19 protein-coding genes are annotated in these 16,657 nt (G+C 68.1%); 5 read left to right on the top strand and 14 right to left on the bottom strand.

Annotated features, from left to right (window positions below; translation table 11 throughout):
• Window positions 1-8: 8 nt before the first annotated feature.
• From EV649_RS33235 to EV649_RS33225, 3 genes are read right to left on the bottom strand one after another with little or no spacing between them, the layout of a single operon-like run.
• Window positions 9-836 (bottom strand): carbohydrate ABC transporter permease, encoded by an 828-nt coding sequence (locus EV649_RS33235; protein WP_130387608.1) that lies wholly within the window; start codon window positions 834-836, stop codon window positions 9-11.
• The gene (locus EV649_RS33230; RefSeq protein ID WP_130387607.1) at window positions 826-1,857 is read right to left on the bottom strand and encodes a sugar ABC transporter permease; all 1,032 of its coding nucleotides are present in this window, start codon (window positions 1,855-1,857) and stop codon (window positions 826-828) included. The genes EV649_RS33235 and EV649_RS33230 overlap by 11 nt, the downstream gene beginning before the upstream one ends.
• A gap of 1 nt (window position 1,858) precedes the next feature.
• A complete protein-coding gene (locus tag EV649_RS33225) occupies window positions 1,859-3,136 on the bottom strand; it encodes an extracellular solute-binding protein (protein ID WP_130387606.1) in 1,278 nt (425 codons plus the stop codon).
• Between the two features lie 121 nt (window positions 3,137-3,257).
• Between EV649_RS33225 and EV649_RS33220 the strand changes: the two genes are divergently transcribed.
• Both EV649_RS33220 and EV649_RS33215 read left to right on the top strand, forming a co-directional pair.
• Complete coding sequence (locus EV649_RS33220) at window positions 3,258-3,869, top strand: HAD-IA family hydrolase (RefSeq protein WP_130387605.1); 612 nt, start codon at window positions 3,258-3,260, stop codon at window positions 3,867-3,869.
• Between the two features lie 88 nt (window positions 3,870-3,957).
• Window positions 3,958-5,541 carry a GxGYxYP domain-containing protein gene (locus EV649_RS33215; protein WP_130387604.1) on the top strand — a complete coding sequence of 528 codons (1,584 nt, stop codon included), beginning with the start codon at window positions 3,958-3,960 and terminating at the stop codon, window positions 5,539-5,541.
• A gap of 11 nt (window positions 5,542-5,552) precedes the next feature.
• On the opposite strand, the gene EV649_RS33210 is transcribed toward EV649_RS33215, so the two are convergent.
• The 6 genes from EV649_RS33210 to EV649_RS33185 all read right to left on the bottom strand — a co-directional run bounded on the left by EV649_RS33210 (window position 5,553) and on the right by EV649_RS33185 (window position 9,933).
• Window positions 5,553-6,296 carry a peptidoglycan-binding protein gene (locus EV649_RS33210; protein WP_198682826.1) on the bottom strand — a complete coding sequence of 248 codons (744 nt, stop codon included), beginning with the start codon at window positions 6,294-6,296 and terminating at the stop codon, window positions 5,553-5,555.
• On the bottom strand, window positions 6,293-6,517 hold the full coding sequence (locus tag EV649_RS33205; protein ID WP_130387603.1) for a hypothetical protein: 225 nt from the start codon (window positions 6,515-6,517) through the stop codon (window positions 6,293-6,295). The genes EV649_RS33210 and EV649_RS33205 overlap by 4 nt, the downstream gene beginning before the upstream one ends.
• Before the next feature lie 76 nt (window positions 6,518-6,593).
• Entirely contained in the window at window positions 6,594-7,076 is a 483-nt protein-coding gene (locus tag EV649_RS33200; RefSeq protein WP_130387602.1) for a GNAT family N-acetyltransferase, read from the bottom strand.
• 129 nt (window positions 7,077-7,205) lie between these two features.
• A complete protein-coding gene (locus EV649_RS33195) occupies window positions 7,206-8,039 on the bottom strand; it encodes an SMP-30/gluconolactonase/LRE family protein (RefSeq protein ID WP_130387601.1) in 834 nt (277 codons plus the stop codon).
• A 38-nt stretch (window positions 8,040-8,077) separates the two neighbouring features.
• A complete protein-coding gene (locus EV649_RS33190) occupies window positions 8,078-9,316 on the bottom strand; it encodes an MFS transporter (protein WP_130387600.1) in 1,239 nt (412 codons plus the stop codon).
• Window positions 9,313-9,933, bottom strand: a complete 621-nt coding sequence (locus EV649_RS33185) for an HAD-IA family hydrolase (protein ID WP_130387599.1) — start codon at window positions 9,931-9,933, stop codon at window positions 9,313-9,315. Before EV649_RS33185 ends, EV649_RS33190 begins: the two co-directional genes overlap by 4 nt.
• 48 nt (window positions 9,934-9,981) lie before the next feature.
• Between EV649_RS33185 and EV649_RS33180 the strand changes: the two genes are divergently transcribed.
• Window positions 9,982-11,139, top strand: a complete 1,158-nt coding sequence (locus EV649_RS33180) for an ROK family transcriptional regulator (protein ID WP_130387598.1) — start codon at window positions 9,982-9,984, stop codon at window positions 11,137-11,139.
• Here the strand turns inward: EV649_RS33180 and EV649_RS33175 are convergent.
• Genes EV649_RS33175 through EV649_RS33165 form a run of 3 tightly spaced genes read right to left on the bottom strand, consistent with a single transcriptional unit; the run spans window position 11,136 to window position 13,526 of the window.
• Window positions 11,136-11,759 (bottom strand): DinB family protein, encoded by a 624-nt coding sequence (locus EV649_RS33175; protein WP_130387597.1) that lies wholly within the window; start codon window positions 11,757-11,759, stop codon window positions 11,136-11,138. The genes EV649_RS33180 and EV649_RS33175 overlap by 4 nt on opposite strands.
• Window positions 11,756-12,562, bottom strand: coding sequence for a bifunctional hydroxymethylpyrimidine kinase/phosphomethylpyrimidine kinase (gene thiD, locus EV649_RS33170; RefSeq protein ID WP_130387596.1), 807 nt, complete (start codon window positions 12,560-12,562; stop codon window positions 11,756-11,758). Before thiD ends, EV649_RS33175 begins: the two co-directional genes overlap by 4 nt.
• Window position 12,563: 1 nt before the next feature.
• Window positions 12,564-13,526 (bottom strand): thiamine-phosphate kinase, encoded by a 963-nt coding sequence (locus EV649_RS33165; protein ID WP_130387595.1) that lies wholly within the window; start codon window positions 13,524-13,526, stop codon window positions 12,564-12,566.
• Between the two features lie 137 nt (window positions 13,527-13,663).
• On the opposite strand from EV649_RS33165, the gene EV649_RS33160 reads away from it, so the two are divergent.
• Both EV649_RS33160 and EV649_RS33155 read left to right on the top strand, forming a co-directional pair.
• On the top strand, window positions 13,664-13,897 hold the full coding sequence (locus EV649_RS33160) for an Lrp/AsnC ligand binding domain-containing protein (protein ID WP_198682133.1): 234 nt from the start codon (window positions 13,664-13,666) through the stop codon (window positions 13,895-13,897).
• Between the two features lie 137 nt (window positions 13,898-14,034).
• Complete coding sequence (locus EV649_RS33155) at window positions 14,035-14,421, top strand: DUF3515 domain-containing protein (RefSeq protein ID WP_241998984.1); 387 nt, start codon at window positions 14,035-14,037, stop codon at window positions 14,419-14,421.
• A 10-nt stretch (window positions 14,422-14,431) separates the two neighbouring features.
• Here EV649_RS33155 and EV649_RS42080 read toward each other — a convergent pair whose 3' ends face one another.
• On the bottom strand, window positions 14,432-15,202 hold the full coding sequence (locus tag EV649_RS42080) for a class F sortase (RefSeq protein ID WP_130387592.1): 771 nt from the start codon (window positions 15,200-15,202) through the stop codon (window positions 14,432-14,434).
• Complete coding sequence (locus EV649_RS33145) at window positions 15,199-16,551, bottom strand: ice-binding family protein (RefSeq protein WP_130387591.1); 1,353 nt, start codon at window positions 16,549-16,551, stop codon at window positions 15,199-15,201. The genes EV649_RS42080 and EV649_RS33145 overlap by 4 nt, the downstream gene beginning before the upstream one ends.
• Between the last annotated feature and the right edge of the window lie 106 nt (window positions 16,552-16,657).

The following is a 16,657-nucleotide window of genomic DNA, read 5'->3' as shown; positions in this document are numbered from 1 at the left end:
GTTGCAGGTCAGAATTTCATGGCCCCCGCCGCCAGGTCGGCGATGAAGGATCGGGCGCCGATCAGGAAGACGCCGATCAGCGGGATGACACTCATCAACGCACCGGCCATCACCATCGAGTAGTCGGTGCCGTAGATGCCGTTCAGCTGGTCGAGAGCGACCTGGAGGGTGAGGCGGTTCGGGTCGGTCATCACGATCAACGGCCAGAGGTAGTCGTTCCAGACGTTGATGAAGGTGAAGATGCCGAGGAAGGCCAGACCGGGCCGGAGCACCGGCAGGCCGACGGTGAGGTACTGCCGGAAGAATCCGGCGCCGTCGACCTTGGCGGCCGAGATGAGTTCGTCGGGGATGGCGCCCTTGGCGTACTGGCGCATCCAGAAGATCCCGAACGCGTTGGCCGCGCCCGGGATGATGAGGGCCTTCAGCGACCCGATCCAGCCGAACTCGGCGAGCGTCACGAACTGCGGCACCAGCGACAGCTGGGCCGGGATCATGAAGGTCGCGAGCAGCAGGCCGAACAGGAAGTTGCGGCCGGGAAACTCGTACTTCGCGAAGGCGAACGCTGCCAGCGAGTCGAAGAACAGCACCAGCACCGTGACCCCGAGGGACGCGATCAGGGTGAGCAGCATCGATCCGAAGAAGTCGACGTTGTCGAGCACCTTGCCCATGTTCTCGAACAGGTGGGAGCCGATCAGGAGCTTCGGCGGGTAGGCGAAGATGTCCGGGGTGGTGTTGGAGGCCATCACCACCATCCAGTAGAACGGGAACAGCGAGACCAGCACGCCGAGCATCAGCACGATGTGACCGACGGCGGTGCGAATGCGCTCAACGGACATCTGCGGCCTCCCTCTTGGCATTCTGGGCTGCGATCCGGCGTTCCACCCGTCGTGCGGCGCGTCGGGTCAGTCGTTCGTCGTCGTTTCCGCCGATCAGCCGCCAGTTGATGATGCTGAACAGCACGATCAGGATGAACAGGGCCCAGCCGATCGCGGCGCCGTACCCGAACTGGTTCTTGATGAACGCGCTCTGGTACAGGTACGAGACGATCGTCAGGCCGGCGTCGCCCGGACCGCCGATGTTGTCGGTGTCACCGAACAGCACCCGGGACTCGGTGAAGATCTGCAGTCCGCCGATGGTCGAGGTGACCGCGGTGAACAGGATGACCGGCCGCAGCATCGGCACGGTGATCCGCCAGAACGTCTGCCGCGAACTCGCGCCGTCCACCTTGGCGGCCTCGTACACGTCGGCCGAGATCGCCTGCAGCCCGGCCAGGTAGATGATCGCGTTGTAGCCGACCCAGCGCCAGGTGACGATGGTGGCGATCGCGATCTTGATCCCCCACGGCTGTGTGAGCCACTCGATCTTGCCGACACCTATGGACTCCAGGAAGGCGTTCAGCAGGCCGAAGTTGTTGCTGAAGATCGAACCGAACACCAGGGTGACCGCGACGACCGAGGTGACGTTCGGGATGAAGTAGGCGATCCGGTAGAAGGTCCGGAAGCGGGTGGCGTTGTGCAGCGCGTTGGCGATCACCAGCGCGAGCAGCAGCATCGGCACGGTCGACAGCACCCAGATGATCAGCGTGTTGCCGATCGCCTTCCAGAACGTCGGGTCCGAGAGCAGGTAGTTGTACTGCTCGAGCGCGACCCATTTCATCTGGCCGATGCCGTCCCAGGAGTGGAACGAGATCCAGATCGAGAACAGCACCGGGAACGCGCCGAAGACCGCGAACAGGATGAAGAAGGGCGAGACAGCGGCGTACTGCGGGAGCGCCTGCTTGTACTTGTTCGGCGGCTTCTCCGAGGTGGTGGACGGCCTGGTGACCGCGGCCGGGGCAGTCTTGCTGGTGACAGCCATCTCAGATCGCCCCCGCTCGGGTCAGTTCACGCTCGATCTGGTGCTGGGCGTCGGCCCAGGCCTGGTCCGGGTTCTTGCCGGCCGTCTCGACGTTGATCAGCTCGTTGCTGATCGGCGTACCGATGATCGAGTCGTACGGCGAGAAGTAGGCGCCCGGGTACTTCTTCGCGGACTCCGCGAACACGTCGACGATCTTCTGACCACCGAAGAACGGGTCCGGCGCCGACAGCTTCGGATCGGTGTAGCTGGCCGGTGTGGAAGGGAACAGCACCGGATCGAGGAACGCCTGGGCCTGGTTCTTCGCCGACTCGAGCCAGCTGATGAACGCGAACGCGGCCTCGGGGTTCTTGCAGTACTTCGTGATCGCGAGGAAGGACCCGCCGCGGTTGCCGGCACCACCAGGAGCCGCCGTCACCCGCCAGAGTCCCTTCGTCTTCGGAGCCGCGTTCTTCGGGCCGAGCTGCGCCCACCAGACCGCGGCGTTGAACACGACGAGCTTGCCGTTGGTGACCACCGCGTCAGCGTCGGTCGAACCGTTCTGCGCGTTGGCGGACAGGCCTTCCTTGACCACCCGGACGGCCAGGTCGAACGCCTCGCGGACGTGGTCCTGGTCGCCGATGTACTGGCCGTCCTCGGTCATGTACCGCTTCGGCTGCTGGGCCATCCGGTAGCTGTAGATGCTCGTGATGTTGTCGGTGATCGACGAGCCGGGCACGGCCTGTTTCACCTTCTTGCCGAGCGCGATGTAGGTGTCCCAGTCCGGGGCCAGCTCCGCGACCGCGGCCGGATCGATGTCGATCCCCGCCTTCTCGAAGACGTCGGTCCGGTAGAACAGCGCGGTCGGCCCGGTGTCCATCGGGTAGGCCATCATCTTGCCTTCCGGCGTGACGCCCCACTTCCACTTCCAGGGCAGGAAGTCCTTCTCCAGGTCCTTCGCGCCGAGCTCGTTCAGGTCGTGGAACTGGTCGGCGTTCGGGAAGTACGTCGCGACGTCGTCGTTGATCGCGACGATGTCCGGGACGAGAGACTTGCCGGCCAGGGCGGTCAGTACCTTGGTCTTGTAGTTGGAGCCGATCCGGGTCATCGCCAGCTTCATGCCGTCGTACCCGGGAATCGACTTCTCCGCCTGGCCGATCAGGTCGTCGTTGACGGACCCGACCCAGGTCCACATGCTGAGCTCGTGCGAGCCGCCCAGCGAGCTGCGGGAACCGCAGCCGGTGAGACCCGCGGCGGCTATGGCGGAGCCGGCCGCGAGGAAGTGCCTTCTGCTCAAGGTCATAGCCTCACCTGGCGCTTTCTGTTGGATTTCGCCGGAAGGTGTCCACATATGTTTACGTAGCCATCAAGGTAAGCGCATACCGACTGAACCGGTCAAGCCTCCGATGACAAGATTGGGTTCCATGAGTCCCAGCGCAGTCCTCTTCGATGCCGATGGCGTTGTGCAACGTCCTGACCGCGACTGGTGGTCGCAGCTGACCTCGCTCGTACCTGCGGACGGCGACGGATTCGTCGCGGACCTGATGGCGGCCGAGAAGCCGGCGCTGCTCGGGAAAGTCGATTTCCGCGACGCGCTGGCCGACGTACTGCGGCGCTGGAACTCGCCGGCGTCCGTCGACGAGGCGCTCGAGCCGTGGAGTTGGTTCGTCGCGGAGCCCGAGGTGATCACGCTCATCCAGTCGCTGCGATCGGCCGGCATCGGGTGCCATCTGGCGACCAACCAGCACGCGTACCGGCGGGCGATTATGCAGGACGAGCGCGGGTACGGCGCCTGGTTCGATCGGACGTTCTACTCGTGCGACGTCGGCCTGGCCAAGCCGGATCCGGCGTACTTCCGGGCGATCCTCGGCGCGCTGGATCTGCCCGCCTCGTCGGTGCTGTTCATCGACGACAACGTGGACAACGTGGCGAGCGCTTCGAGCGTCGGGCTGCGCGCCGAGGTGTACGACCTGGCGGCCGGCGTGCCGGCGCTGGTTGAGCTGCTTCGGCATCATGACCTGCCGATTCCGGGCTGAGGTCTTGTGATGGCGTGAAGGCTGTGACATCGTCGCCGGGCAGATGACAACGTAGGACATTCCACCAGCCGCTCCCTGGAGGCACCACATGTCCGATCGCCGCCGCACGCTCTCCCGCCGCAGTGCGCTGGGCCTCACCGCAGGCCTGGGGCTCGCCGCGACCGTCTCGCGTCAGTCGCCTTCGGGAGCGGCGTCTGCTACGTCGGCGTACCCGTCTGCGTACCCCAAAGGACAGCGGCCGCGGGTGCTGAACGTGTTCGCCGAGGATTCGCTGAGCCTGCCCGAGCGGACCCTGGCGACGACGCTGCAGGGCCTGATGGCGCGGCGCGGCGGCGAATCGCTGTACCTGAACCTGCCGACGCTCGGGTACCAGCACTGGCTCGACGACCTGGTGTCGCGGTACGGCGTCCAGGTGCGTCCCGGAGACCTGTGGAAAACCGTCAAGCGGTCCGGCGTTCCCGGATATGTTCTCTTTCGTACGGGCACCCCGTCGGTCAACGTCGCGACCACGCTCGCCGGCGTGACGGGTGCCGTGGCGATCGAGGAAAGCTTGGAGGCACTCGCGATCCGGAACGGGTTGCGGAAGGTCCTGGACGTGCGGGACAAGGACGACCGCTGGGTGTTCGAGACGTACTGGCCCCGGCTGCGGCACGACGTCGTGGTCGAGCAGCGCGCCGACATCCCGGAGCGGCTCCGGGACTACGTCACGATGGCGGGGACGCTCGCCTTCTTCGACGGCAACTCGGAGTTCCGCGCCGACGTGGTCGACGCGCTGGACGACGACGGCACAGTCATCGGCTGGGGCGATGCCTCGGCGGGCGAGGACGCCTTCATCGGCGTGAACTCGGCCACCGGCGTCAAAGCGCTGCCCGCTGACCACGCCCGCAACCTGTCGGTGCTGTCAGGCATCTCCGAAGACCGCCTGACGCAGCACGTCCCGGCGCAAGCTCCGACTCTGGACCCCGACGCGCATTACGTCACCTTCCTAATCACCGATGGCGACAACATTCAGTGGGCTCTTGGCGACTTTCCCACCGATCCGCGGTGGTTCGGGAGTCCGCGCCGGGGTGAGGTCGACCTCGGCTGGGGCATCTCGCCGTCGCTGATCGATCTCGCGCCGTCGGTGATGCGCTGGTTCTACGACCAGTCGCGGAAGGACCGCTGGGTGGTCGGCCCGTCGGGCGGCGGCTACATGTACCCGAGCCGCTACCCCACCGCCGCGCTGGACAAGCACACCGCGTCCCTCGCCCGGGCCATGGGGCGGGCCGATCTCTCGGTCGCGCAGATCATCGACTTCGACGCGTTCGAGAACACCCGGCTGTGGTCGTCGTACCTCAAACGCCCCGAGATCGACGGTCTGATCTATCTCGAGTACTCGAGGTACGACGGTCTCAAGGGCAAAGTGGTCTGGTCCGAGGGGAAGCCGGTGATCTCCGCCCGGACCATGCTCTGGGAGGGTCTCGACGGCGCCGACGAAGCGTCCGTCACCGCGGAACTGAACGCCGCGACCCGCAACCCGTTCTCCACGGCCGGCTATTCGATCGTCGTCTGGCACGCGTGGAGCAAGTCCGTCGACGACGTTCTCACCGTCGTCAACGGCCTCGCCCCACACGTCAAGGTCATCCCGCCGGACACGCTGGTCCGGATGGTCGCCAAAAACGCCAAACCGTAGGGGTCGTTGGGTCAGGTGCGCGGGACCTTGAGTTTGTCCCAGGTTTCCTTGCCGGGGATGCCGTCGGCGTCGGAGCCGGGTTGGGCGACCGAGCCTGAGAAGCCGAGCTTCTTCTGCCAGGCGGAGTAGGACTTGAGGTCGCCGGTGCCCCAGGTGTCCTTGTTCGTCTGGGTCTCGTACTTGTTGCACCCGACGGCCACGAGCCGCTCGTGCATCGCCGCGATGATCGGGCTCTTGCGGCCCATCACGAAGAACGACTTGCCCGGGAACGTGACGAAACCGGTGCGCGGCCCGGCCGAGTGCACGTACGACGGCCGCCCGTAGCCGGCGATCGTGCTGGACATCCGCGTGTGCCGGCCGCACTTGTTGCTGTAGTTGCCCTCGATCGTGTAGACCTTCGAGCCGCTGACCCCGGTGACGAGACCGACGTGATCGATCCTCGACTTGAGATCGGTGCCGTCCCAGTCGAAGAAGACGATGTCGCCGCGCCGGATCCCCGCGATGTCCACGTGCCACTGACTGTGGTTCTTGAACGCCTTCGCGTGTGCCGTTGTCAGCGCGAAGTCGCCGCCGAACGTCACCGCGGCCTGGTTGCCCGAGTTCCAGGCCCAGAACGTGATCGACGCGTCGCACCACGCGAAGTTGCCGTTGAACGCCGCGCCGTTGCGGTCGCGGTACCACTTCTGGATCTTGTTCGGCTCGCCGAGACCGATGTCGAGCTCGGCGGTGTGGATCATGTCCTCGAGGCCGCTCATGATCCGGCCCCGCCGGAGTACGTCGGTTCCGCGTCGGCTACCCGCGCCCGGCCGTACTCTCCGTCCTCGGCGGGCCCGAACTCGGCCTCCAGTTCCTCCGCCTCGTTCTCGATGTCATGGTCGAAGCTCGGCTCGACGAGCAACCCGGCCTGCTCTTCCTGCGACATCTCGTCCGGCAACTCGTCCAACTCTTCCAGCGACGGCCGCCCGTTGTCGGTCATGGCAATGCCTCCCCCTCACCACGATGAAAGCCCCCAGCCCTGATCCCTTCATCATGCTCCGGCGCGTGAGGTTCGACTACAGCTCACGGAAGTACACCGCCACCGGCAATTTCACACATCCGATTGATTCATAGAACGCACGGGCCGGCGCGTGGAAATCGTCGCCTCCGGTGCCGATCTCGACGTACTCCGCGCCCTCGGCCCGCATCGCCGCGAACGCGTGCTCACAGAGCGCGGTGGCGATGCTGGAGCGGCGGTGCTCGCGCGCGACCGCCAAGATCTCGACAGTGGCCCGATGGCGGGCGGTGTCGAGATGCCAGGCGACGTACCCGGCAGGTACGTCGTCAACGACGGCAACGGCGACGTACTTGTGTGCGGCCGGATCGTGCAACCCGGCGACCTGCCTGCGGTAGTCGCCGCGCCAGTCGCCGTGCTGGCGGGTGAAGATCAGGTCGCCGACCAGCGGCCGGAACGACTCCTCGTAGAACGGCCCGAACGTGTCGATGGTGAGGTCGATGAGCCGGGTCAGGTCAGCGTCGACGTACGAACGAATGTGCATGGAGTGTGCCTCTCGCGAGCGAAGGAGAATCCGGGCAGGCGCGACCGGCTCACCGCACGCGCGCAGGCGGCGGTGGGCCGGGATCAGCGCCGGGTACGCCCGGCGGCGAAGCACTCCATGTCCGCGATGTTAGCGAGCGACCGGCGGTACGGCGACCGGAACCGTGTGGATCTGGCCGGTCCGCGGGCCGTTGGTGAGCCGGCCGAGGTTGTCGGCGATGCTGTCGGCCATCCGCCATTCCGCGGTCAGGATGCACAGCGTCGGGCCGTCGAAGTCGACCAGGCCGAGCGCGAACGGCGCCCGGTTCTCGGGTACGTCGATGCGCTCGAGGATCTCGCCGCCCGCCGCGACGCGGACCACGCCCTCGCCGCCGGTCTGGCACCAGATCGCTCCCTCGGCGTCGAGGCAGATGCCGTCCGGGCCGAGGTTCTCGGCGTACACGCGACGGTTCGACAACCCGCCGTCCGGCTCGACGTCGAACGCGGTCAGCCGCCCCGCGAACGACTCCGCTATCACCAGCGTCCGGCCGTCCGGCGTCAGCACCATTCCGTTCGGGAACTGGATGTCGTCCGCGACCTGCCGCACCTGGCCGTCCGGCGTGACCAGCTTGATCCAGCCGGGAACCGGCTCCTCGCCACCGGAGAAGTCGAAGTCCGCGCCGTCCAGATAGATGTTGCCTTGGGCATCCACCACGATCTCGTTCGCACCCTGCTCGGCGAGCACGGTGATCGAGCCGTCGGGCTCGTACCTGCGCAGCTTGTCACCGGTGGTCAGCATCCGGCCGTCCGGCAGCCAGTCGACGGACCAGCCCATCAGGCGTTCGACCGGAGCCTCGAAGGACTCCGTCTTGCCGTCGGCGTCGACAGCGACGATCTGCTGCTCGATCCAGTGGCAGAACCACAACCGGCCGTCGTGCCAGCGCGCGCCTTCGGGAAAGGCCAGGCCGTCCAGTAGAAGCTTCATCAGGTCACCTCGTTCGTCGTTTCGGGCTCGTTCACCCCCTACACGAACGCGGCCCGGTCAGATCGACGGCTCAGCAGAAAAAGTACTGCGATCAACGGCAACGTCACCAGGTACGCCGTACGCAGATCGACGACGCGTGCGAGTACGGCGAGGAGCGCCGGCGCTATGAGGATCGCCGTACCGGAGGCCATTGCACCGACCGCGGAGAGGCGGGCCGAGCTGAGACCGGGGGTCGCGACGAGGGCTGCGAGCGTCACCGGGTACAGCGGGGCGACCCCGAGACCGGCCACGACCAGGCCGAGGGCGACCAGGGCCGGCGCGTCGAACAGGCTCACCAGCAACGTGCCGCAGGCGGCGAGTGCGCCGGACGGGAACACCGGCGACCAGCCGCGGTAGCGGATCGGTCCGATCGCGCGGCCGACCGCCATACCGATCGGGAACGCACTGCCGAGCAGCGCGGCAGCTGCAGTGGGCAACCCGCTGGCCACCAACCGCGCCACGGCCCACACCACGAAGCAGAACTCGACCGACACCGCCAGCACGACCCGCAGCCATCCCGCGCCGACATCCATGACGACGCGCCGCCCCACTCGCCTCCACTTCCGCCCGAGCCCAACAGCCGGAGCCGAATCAATCAACACCGGCACGCTGAGCCGCTCGCCTTCCGCGTCCCACTGAGGCGCGCCTGCGCCGCGCGCCGCCGTTGGCTGGGGCGGTCGAGAGCGCCGCGTTAGCACCGCTAGGAAAAGCAGTGGAGGAGCCGCGGCGAGCATGGCGTAGCGCCCGCTGGGGCCCAGACCGTCAAGGGTGCCGATTGCTAGCGGCGCTAGGATTCCGGTTCCGCTGGCGACCGCGTTGACCCGGCTCAGGCGGGCAGCGGCCGTCGGGCCGTTGAGCATCAGCGGTGCGACCAGGACGAGGAGCGCGCCGCCGAGGCCGACCAGCAGCCCGCCGGCGATGGCGACCGCGTACGTCGGGGCGACCGCGATCAGCACCGCGCCCACCGCGCAGACGACTGAACCGAGTCCAAGGACCGTCGGCATCGGCCAGTGTTTGAGCATTCGCGGACCGATCACCGCGACCAGCAGCAGCCCGGCCGCGAACCCTGAGGACATCAGCGCCAGCCGGCTGGTCGGCTCGTCGAGATCCCGCGCGAGGATCGCCACACACGCGCCGAGCCCGGCCAGCACGAACCCCATCGCGGACAGCGCGATGCCGATGCGTATCTCATCGCCGCGGGCCTTGGTCTGCGGCGGGGCCTGTGCGCCCGCGGTCATTCCAGACCTTTGAACAGCGCGTCGAGCCGGTGCAGATCAACCAGCTCGATGTCCGCCGAAATGCCCTTCAGACCAGCCGTCAGCGCACCAGACGCCTGGCCGGCCGACAACCCGACGACGGTGTCCTCGACGACCAGGCACTGCGTCGCGGGTACGCCGAGCAGCTCTGCCGCCTTCAGGTACCCCTCCGGATCGGGCTTGCCACGGCTGACGTCGTCGACCGTGACGAGGACCGACGGCGCGATCCCGGCCGCGGTGAGCCGCACCTTCGCGAGCTGGGCCGGCGCACTGGTGTAGACCGCCCACGGCAGGCCGATCCGGTCAAGCGTGGCGAGCAGGTCCAGCGCACCCGGCTTCGGCACCACGCCGTCGACGTCGTTGACCTCGAGATCGAGCACCCGCGCCCCCGCCGCGGCACGCTCGGCCGGCGTCGCGTCGGGCAGCATCTGCGCGACGGTCGCCACCGCGGGGTTCCCGTGCGCGACAGCGAGCACCTCGGCCGGCGATACGCCGTACTCGGTCGCCCAGCGGCTCCAGCTCCGGTCGACGATCGCGTCGGAATCGACCAGAGTGCCGTCCATGTCGAACAGGACCGCGCGGATGTCCCGGATCTCCATGACGCCTCCCATTAAACTCGTCCTCCGAGCATAACCGGAAGGGCTGCTATGACTCCAGTACGGCGTGGACAGTGGCAGACGGCTGCCGATGTACTGACCCAGCTGACCCGTCAGCCCGGGATCACGCGGGCGGCGGTCGCGCGGGCGCTGCGGTTGAGCACGGGTTCGGCGACCGAGGTGACTGCTCGGCTACGCGACGTACACCTGCTGACTGAGGTACCTGCGCCCAGTCAGGGCCGTGGTCGGCCGACCACGGTGCTGCAGCCGCATCCGCAGGGACCTGTGGTGCTCGTACTCGATCTGCGGCAGAGCAGTTGGCGGAGTGCGGTCGTAGCGCTCGACGGGTCGCTGCAGGAGCCGCAGTACAGGCGGCACCGGAGTCGGCGTGCACAGGTCGTGCTGAACAACCTGCGGCGTGAGGTGGAGCAGGCACAGCAGCGGTACGGCGCTCGGCTCCAGATGGTGAGCCTCGCCGTACCGGGCACTGTCCGTGACAACCACCTGATGCAGGCACCGACGCTGGAGTGGGTGGAGCTGGATCTTGCACAAGTCACTGGCGACACCGGCGTACCGCTGCTTGCTGGCAACGACGCGACGCTGAGTGGGGTGGCAGAGGCGCGTACTGGCGCTGCTGCAGGAGCTGGTACGGCGGTACACCTCATCATCGAGGTAGGTATTGGCGGGACGCTGCTGATCGACGGGGTGCCGGCACAGGGCGCGTCGGGAGCAGGCGGCGAGTACGGCCACATGCCCTTCGGTGACCGGTCCCGGTCCTGTCCGTGCGGTGCGCGTGGCTGCTGGGACCTGGAGATTGATGGACGGGCGCTGGCGCGTTATCTCAAGCAGCCGACGCCGGACGACCCAGTTGCCTACACGGAAGAGGTACTCCGGCGTAGTGATCGGGCTGCACGCGCTGCAGTGACGAGGGTGGTCGCTTCACTGGGCTACGGCATCGCAGGTCTCGTGAACGCGCATGACCCGGATGTGGTGACGATCGGTGGTCTGGCGATCCCCCTGCGGGCGGCTGCGGAGGAGACCTTTGCAGAGGCGTACGAGAGCGGTCTGATGACGTTCCATCGCGGTGCTCCCCCACCGGTGCTGCCGGCTAGGCACCAGCCAGATGGGCCGCTACGTGGCGCTGCCGCGCTGGCACTCGACCAGCTCACCAGCGAGCCAGCCATCGCAGCCTGGGCCGCCCAACGCTAGTCAGTAACCTCTTCCGCTTCCGCTGCCTCTTCGGATTCTTCAGCCTCTTCGACGCGGGGCTTGGGGACGATCGGGGGTTCTACCTTCGCCAGGATCTCGAGGATGTCGTGCCGGTGGTGCTGGATCTCGTGAGCGGTGTGCCTGATGACCCAGCCCAGCGTGCGCGGCGCCCGGACCGGGTAGTTGTACAGCCCCAGCTTCCCCAGCTCCTGCGGCTGCAGCACCCGCGCCGCCGCCCCGAACTCGCGCGCGAACCGCACCAGCGCGGCCGCGACCTCCATCGGGTCCTGAAGCTCGTACTTCTCCTGCTTCACCCGCCCGGTCCGGTCCATCGGCGCGTACACCGGCCGATCCTCAGCCAGGCACTGCGCGATCCGGTGCCGCTGCACCTCGAGTACGTCGCGCACGTGGCACGCGTACTCGATCGCCGACCACACGTCCGGCTCCGGTCGCAGGCGCACGACGTTCGGGTCCGGACCGGCGGCGGCCTTCGTCAACGCCATGCTGCAGTCCGCCGACTGCCGAACGAGCAGCGTCACCGTGCCCTGCAAGGTCCCGGTGTCGTAGTTGAAACCGCACTGCTCGCAGTACCCGTCGACCGGGGGCTGCTGCTTGCTCAACTGCTACTCCCTCTGAATCTCCACGCATGATCGACCGGGCCGATGCCGTCGCCGAGCGCGAACCCGGCCGCGATCGCCCCCGTCACATACTCCTTCGCAGCACCGACAGCACCCGGTACGTCGTACCCACGAGCAAGGTACGACGCGATGGTGCTGGCCAGCGTGCATCCCGTGCCGTGGGTGTGCCTGTTGTCGGCCCGGAGGGCGCTGTACGAACGCCGTACCCCTGGACCGTGCAGCACGTCGACGGACGCCGTACCGACGTCGTGGCCGCCCTTCACCAGCACCCAGGACGCACCTGCCTCCAGCAGAGCCTTCGCAGCGAGCTCCCGGTCCTCTACAGTCTCCAGGTCGATGCCGGAGACCGGTCCGAGCTCAGTGAGGTTCGGAGTGAGGACTGTGGCCAGCGGGACGATCTCCGTGCGTACGGCCTCCATCGCGTCGGCCGCGAGCAGTGCGTCGCCGTGCTTGGACACCGACACCGGATCGACCACGACCGGCACGTCCGGCGGCAGGGTCCGCAGCAGCGACGCGACGACGCGGACCATCGACTCGGACGCCAGCATGCCGGTCTTCACCGCGTCGACCCCGATGTCGTCCACTACGCTGCGGAACTGGGCGCGGACCTGCTCCTCCGGCAGCTCCCAGGCACCCTGGACGCCGACGCTGTTCTGCGCCGTGATCGCGGTCAGCACGCTCATGCCGTGCACACCGTTCGCAAGCATCGCCTTCAGATCCGCCTGGATCCCGGCCCCGCCGCCGGAGTCGGAACCGGCGATCGTCAGCACTCTGGGGGGCGGCATCTCAACTCCTGAAATGGGCGTGTCCGGTGTCCGCAGCATACGGCGCGCCGTCCACGGTCACCGTCCCGGCCGGTCGTTCCTCGTTGCCCTCAGCAACCGAGCCGATCACGGTCCAGCCCTCGGGGACGTCGGCCGGCTCGAACGTACCGACCAGTGCGTGGTCCTCGCCGCCGGTCAGCACGAACTTCAGCGCGTCCACACCGGTCGCCGCGGCCACCGCCTGCAGCGGCTCGGGCACCGTCAGCGCCTTCGTATGCACGTCGATGATCACCTGGCTCGCCGCCGCGATATGGCCAAGATCGGACAGCAGGCCGTCGCTCACGTCGCACAACGACGAGGCCCCGGCGAGCGCGGCCCGCGGACCTTCGGCGTACGGCGGTTGCGGGCGCCGATGCGCTTCGACGACGGCCCGTGGTGAGCGGAACCCGCGAGCGAGCACTGCCCAGCCCGCCTCGGCCCAGCCGAGCCGGCCGACGAACGCGACCTCGTCACCCGGGCGGGCACCTGAGCGCAGCACCGGCGGACGGCCGTCCAGCGAACCGAAGGCAGTCACCGAGACGACGATCTTGTCGGACTGGACCGTGTCGCCGCCGATGATGCTCGCCTCGACCAGCTCGCACTCGTCGACCAGGCCTTGGTTCAGCTCCAGCGCCCAGGCGGTCGGCAGGTCGGCGGGGCCGCCGAAACCGACCACGAGCGCGGTCGGGCGGGCACCCATCGCCACCACGTCGGCCAGATTCTGTGCAGCGGCCTTGCGGCCCACGTCGTACGCGGACGACCAGTCGCGGCGGAAATGCCGGCCCTCGACCAGCAGGTCCGTCGTGATCACCATGCGGCCGTCCGGCACCGCCATCACGGCCGCGTCGTCACCGGGACCGACCAGGACGTCCTCACCTGTGGACAGCCCCTTGGTGACGGCCGCGATCAGGCCGAACTCACCCGTGCTCCCCAACGTCTCTGTCACGTCAGCAGACCTCCCATATCGCTAGGCGGAGTCTAGGCGGTACCGTGACCGGGCAACGAAGAGTACGCCCGGCGCTCCCGCAGTACGCCTGTGGGTGACCGGAGCCAGCTGAGGACGACTGAGTGGAGAACGACGTGGTGGTCCAGGCCTACATCCTGATCCAGACCGAGGTCGGCCGTGCGGCTGACGTCGCGGCGCAGATCGCCGAGGTCCAGGGCGTCACCCTGGCCGAGGACGTCACCGGTCCGTACGACGTGATCGTCCGCGCGGAAGCCCGCAACGTCGACGAACTGGGCAAACTGGTGGTTGCCCGGGTCCAGAACGTTCCCGGCATCACCCGCACGCTGACCTGCCCCGTCGTCCACATCTGATTCTCCGGCACCGGGACCCGTCACTTCTCAGCATGCCCGAACTCCTATCCGCCGGACCGGCCCGTTCCCGTGTCCGGACCGTTGGCGCTGCACTCTGTCTGCTGCTGATCGCCGGGTGCAGTCCTGGGCCGACGCCTGTGCCTGTGCCCTCCCCCGCGCCCGAGGTCGCCGCTGCCTGCGCCGAGCTGGTCAAGGCGCTCCCCGCCAAGGTCCTCGACGCCGAACGCCGCGAGGCCTCCCCGACGAGCCCACTGACCGCGGCGTACGGCGACCCGCCGATCGAAATGACCTGTGGCGTCACACCTCCGGCCGGCATGGCCGAGGCCCAGTCCCAGTGCTTCGAGGTCAACGGCGTCGGCTGGTTCGCCAAACAGGTCGAGAACGGCTTCATCTTCACCACCATCGGCCGCTCCCTCTACTTCGAGGTCGCCGTCCCCGACAAGTACACCCCCGAAGCCAACGCCCTCACCGACGTCTCCGACGCTGTCCAGAAGCACAACAAGCTCGTCACCCCCTGCACCTGACGACTGCGCGTCAGCCGATCAGGTCGGCGAACACCACCAGATTGGCCTCGTACTTCTCCGACACGGCATCGAGCCCACCGCAGGTGATCAGTCGCAGCCCGGCGTGGTCGATATCGCCGTACACCGCGGCGCTCGGGAAGCCGGTCTTCGGGTACTCCTGGACCCGGCTCACCCGGAACGTCGCGGTTGAGTGGTCCTGCCTGGCCACCATGATCCTGTCGCCGGGCTTCAGCGAGGCCAGCCTGGCGAAGACACCGGGCCGGCCGGACCAGCGGACGTGGCCGGCGATGACGGCCGGGCCTGTCTCGCCGGGTGTGGGGGCACCGGTGAACCAGCCAGCTGGGAAGCCGTTCGGCGGCACCTGCAAACTGCCGTTGCGGGTGATGCCGAGGCGCATCAGCCGTGAATCCACCCCGATCGCGGGGATCCTCACCCGGATCGGGGTGGACGTCCGCAGCGAGGCCGGCTTTCCGCGCCCCTGACCGTGGGGTGATCGGCGCGACGGTTCGGCGGATGGCTCCGTGCGGAGTGCTGGACTGTCCTTGCCTACCGCAAGGGTGTGTTTCCCGGTCGGTGCGCCCGTGTTCCGTGTGCTCGGGGTGGGTGTGCTCCGGGTGGGTGTGCTGGGCGTGGGTGTGATGACGGTGGTGGTTGGCGCGGCGGCTCCGCTCGCGACCTCGGCCGAGCTTGCGCCTTGAGTCTGCCCCGTGCCCGACCCAGTGCTACATCCGGCCACAGTGAGGGTGGTCGCGAGGAACAGAACCGCCGCGCCAGTCCTCATGGGGTGCCGGCCAGGCTCCACCAGAACCACGGGAAGGTCGGCGGCTCCACGAGGAAGATCGACGGGCCGGACGCATCACCTGTCCCGACAGAGCCTCCCGGGGTCCTGGTGACCTGCGGCGGCCTGGGCGAAACCGTCGGCACCGGCGGCGTAGTCGGGGGTGTCGTCCGGGGTGTCGTCGGCGGCGTCGTCCGGGGTGTCGTCGGCGGCGTGGTCGGCGGCGTGGTCGGCGGCGTGGTCGGCGGCGTGGTCGGCGGCGTGGTCGGCGGCGTGGTCGGCGGCGTGGTCGGCGGCGTGGTCGGCGGGGTCGTCGGCGGCGTGGTCGGCGGGGTCGTCGGCGGGGTCGTCGGCGGGGTCGTCGGCGGGGTCGTCGGAGGCGTGGTCGGAGGCGTGGTCGGAGGGGTCGTCGGAGGCGTGGTCGGAGGGGTCGTCGGAGGTGTCGTCGGCGGGGTCGTCGGAGGTGTCGTCGGCGGGGTCGTCGGAGGTGTCGTCGGCGGGGTCGTCGGAGGTGTCGTCGGCGGCGTGGTCGGCGGTGTCGTCGGCGGCGTGGTCGGCGGTGTCGTCGGCGGCGTGGTCGGCGGTGTCGTCGGCGGAGTGGTCGGCGGGGTCGTGCTGCAGGTTGGTTTGGTGAGGGTGTTGGTGTCCAGCGTCACCGACCCGTTCCGAGCCAGCATCCGGCCGACCGCAGTGGCACCGGTGTTCATCGTGATCGAGGCCAGCGCCAGGACAGTCCCGCGGAACTGGGTCGCCGTACCGATCGTCGCCGAGCTGCCGACCTGCCAGAACACGTTGCAGGCCTGAGCACCGTTGGTCAGCACCACGCTGCTGCTGGACGCGGTGGTCAGGGTGGAGCCCGCCTGGAACACGAAGACCGCCCCCGCGTCGCCTTCGGCGTTCAGAGTCAAAGCGCCGGTCAGCCCGATCGAAGAGGCAGAGTTGTAGACGCCCTGGGTCAGCGTCTTGCCGCCCAGGTCGTCGGTGATCGGCGTCGGCGGCGACTCCCCGGCGGCGACGTTGTAGGCCGTGACCAGATCCTTCTTCGCCTCCTGGGTCACGTTGTCGCCGGCGTGGTTCGTTCCGGTGATCGTCATCGTTCCGGTGCCGGTGATCGCCGGGTTCGGGAAGCTGCCGATGTCCCCCGTCAGCACGGTCGGTCCGGTGTTCGTGATTCCCGCCCCGGCCAGGACGACGAAACTCTCGGCGGTGCCGAGTGGCACCGCCACGGCGGCGGCCTCCGCATCGCTTCCGGTGACGAGCAAACCGCCCGCGGATACGACGAGTGCAGCGGAGATCGCCAGTACGCTCAGCCGCAACCGGCCGAGTGTGGGCGCAGAGGTGGGCAACTTCATGATCGGTTTCACCCTCAGTCCATCGATAAGCCGCCTGATCGGTGACAGGACGACTTGTTGTTCGGGCAGTTCGTCTCAGGAGGATCCGCGGTCGCAAGAACGACAT

Source organism: Kribbella sp. VKM Ac-2569 (assembly GCF_004216905.1).
Classification (GTDB): domain Bacteria; phylum Actinomycetota; class Actinomycetes; order Propionibacteriales; family Kribbellaceae; genus Kribbella.
This window is presented reverse-complemented; position numbering and strand designations above follow the sequence as displayed.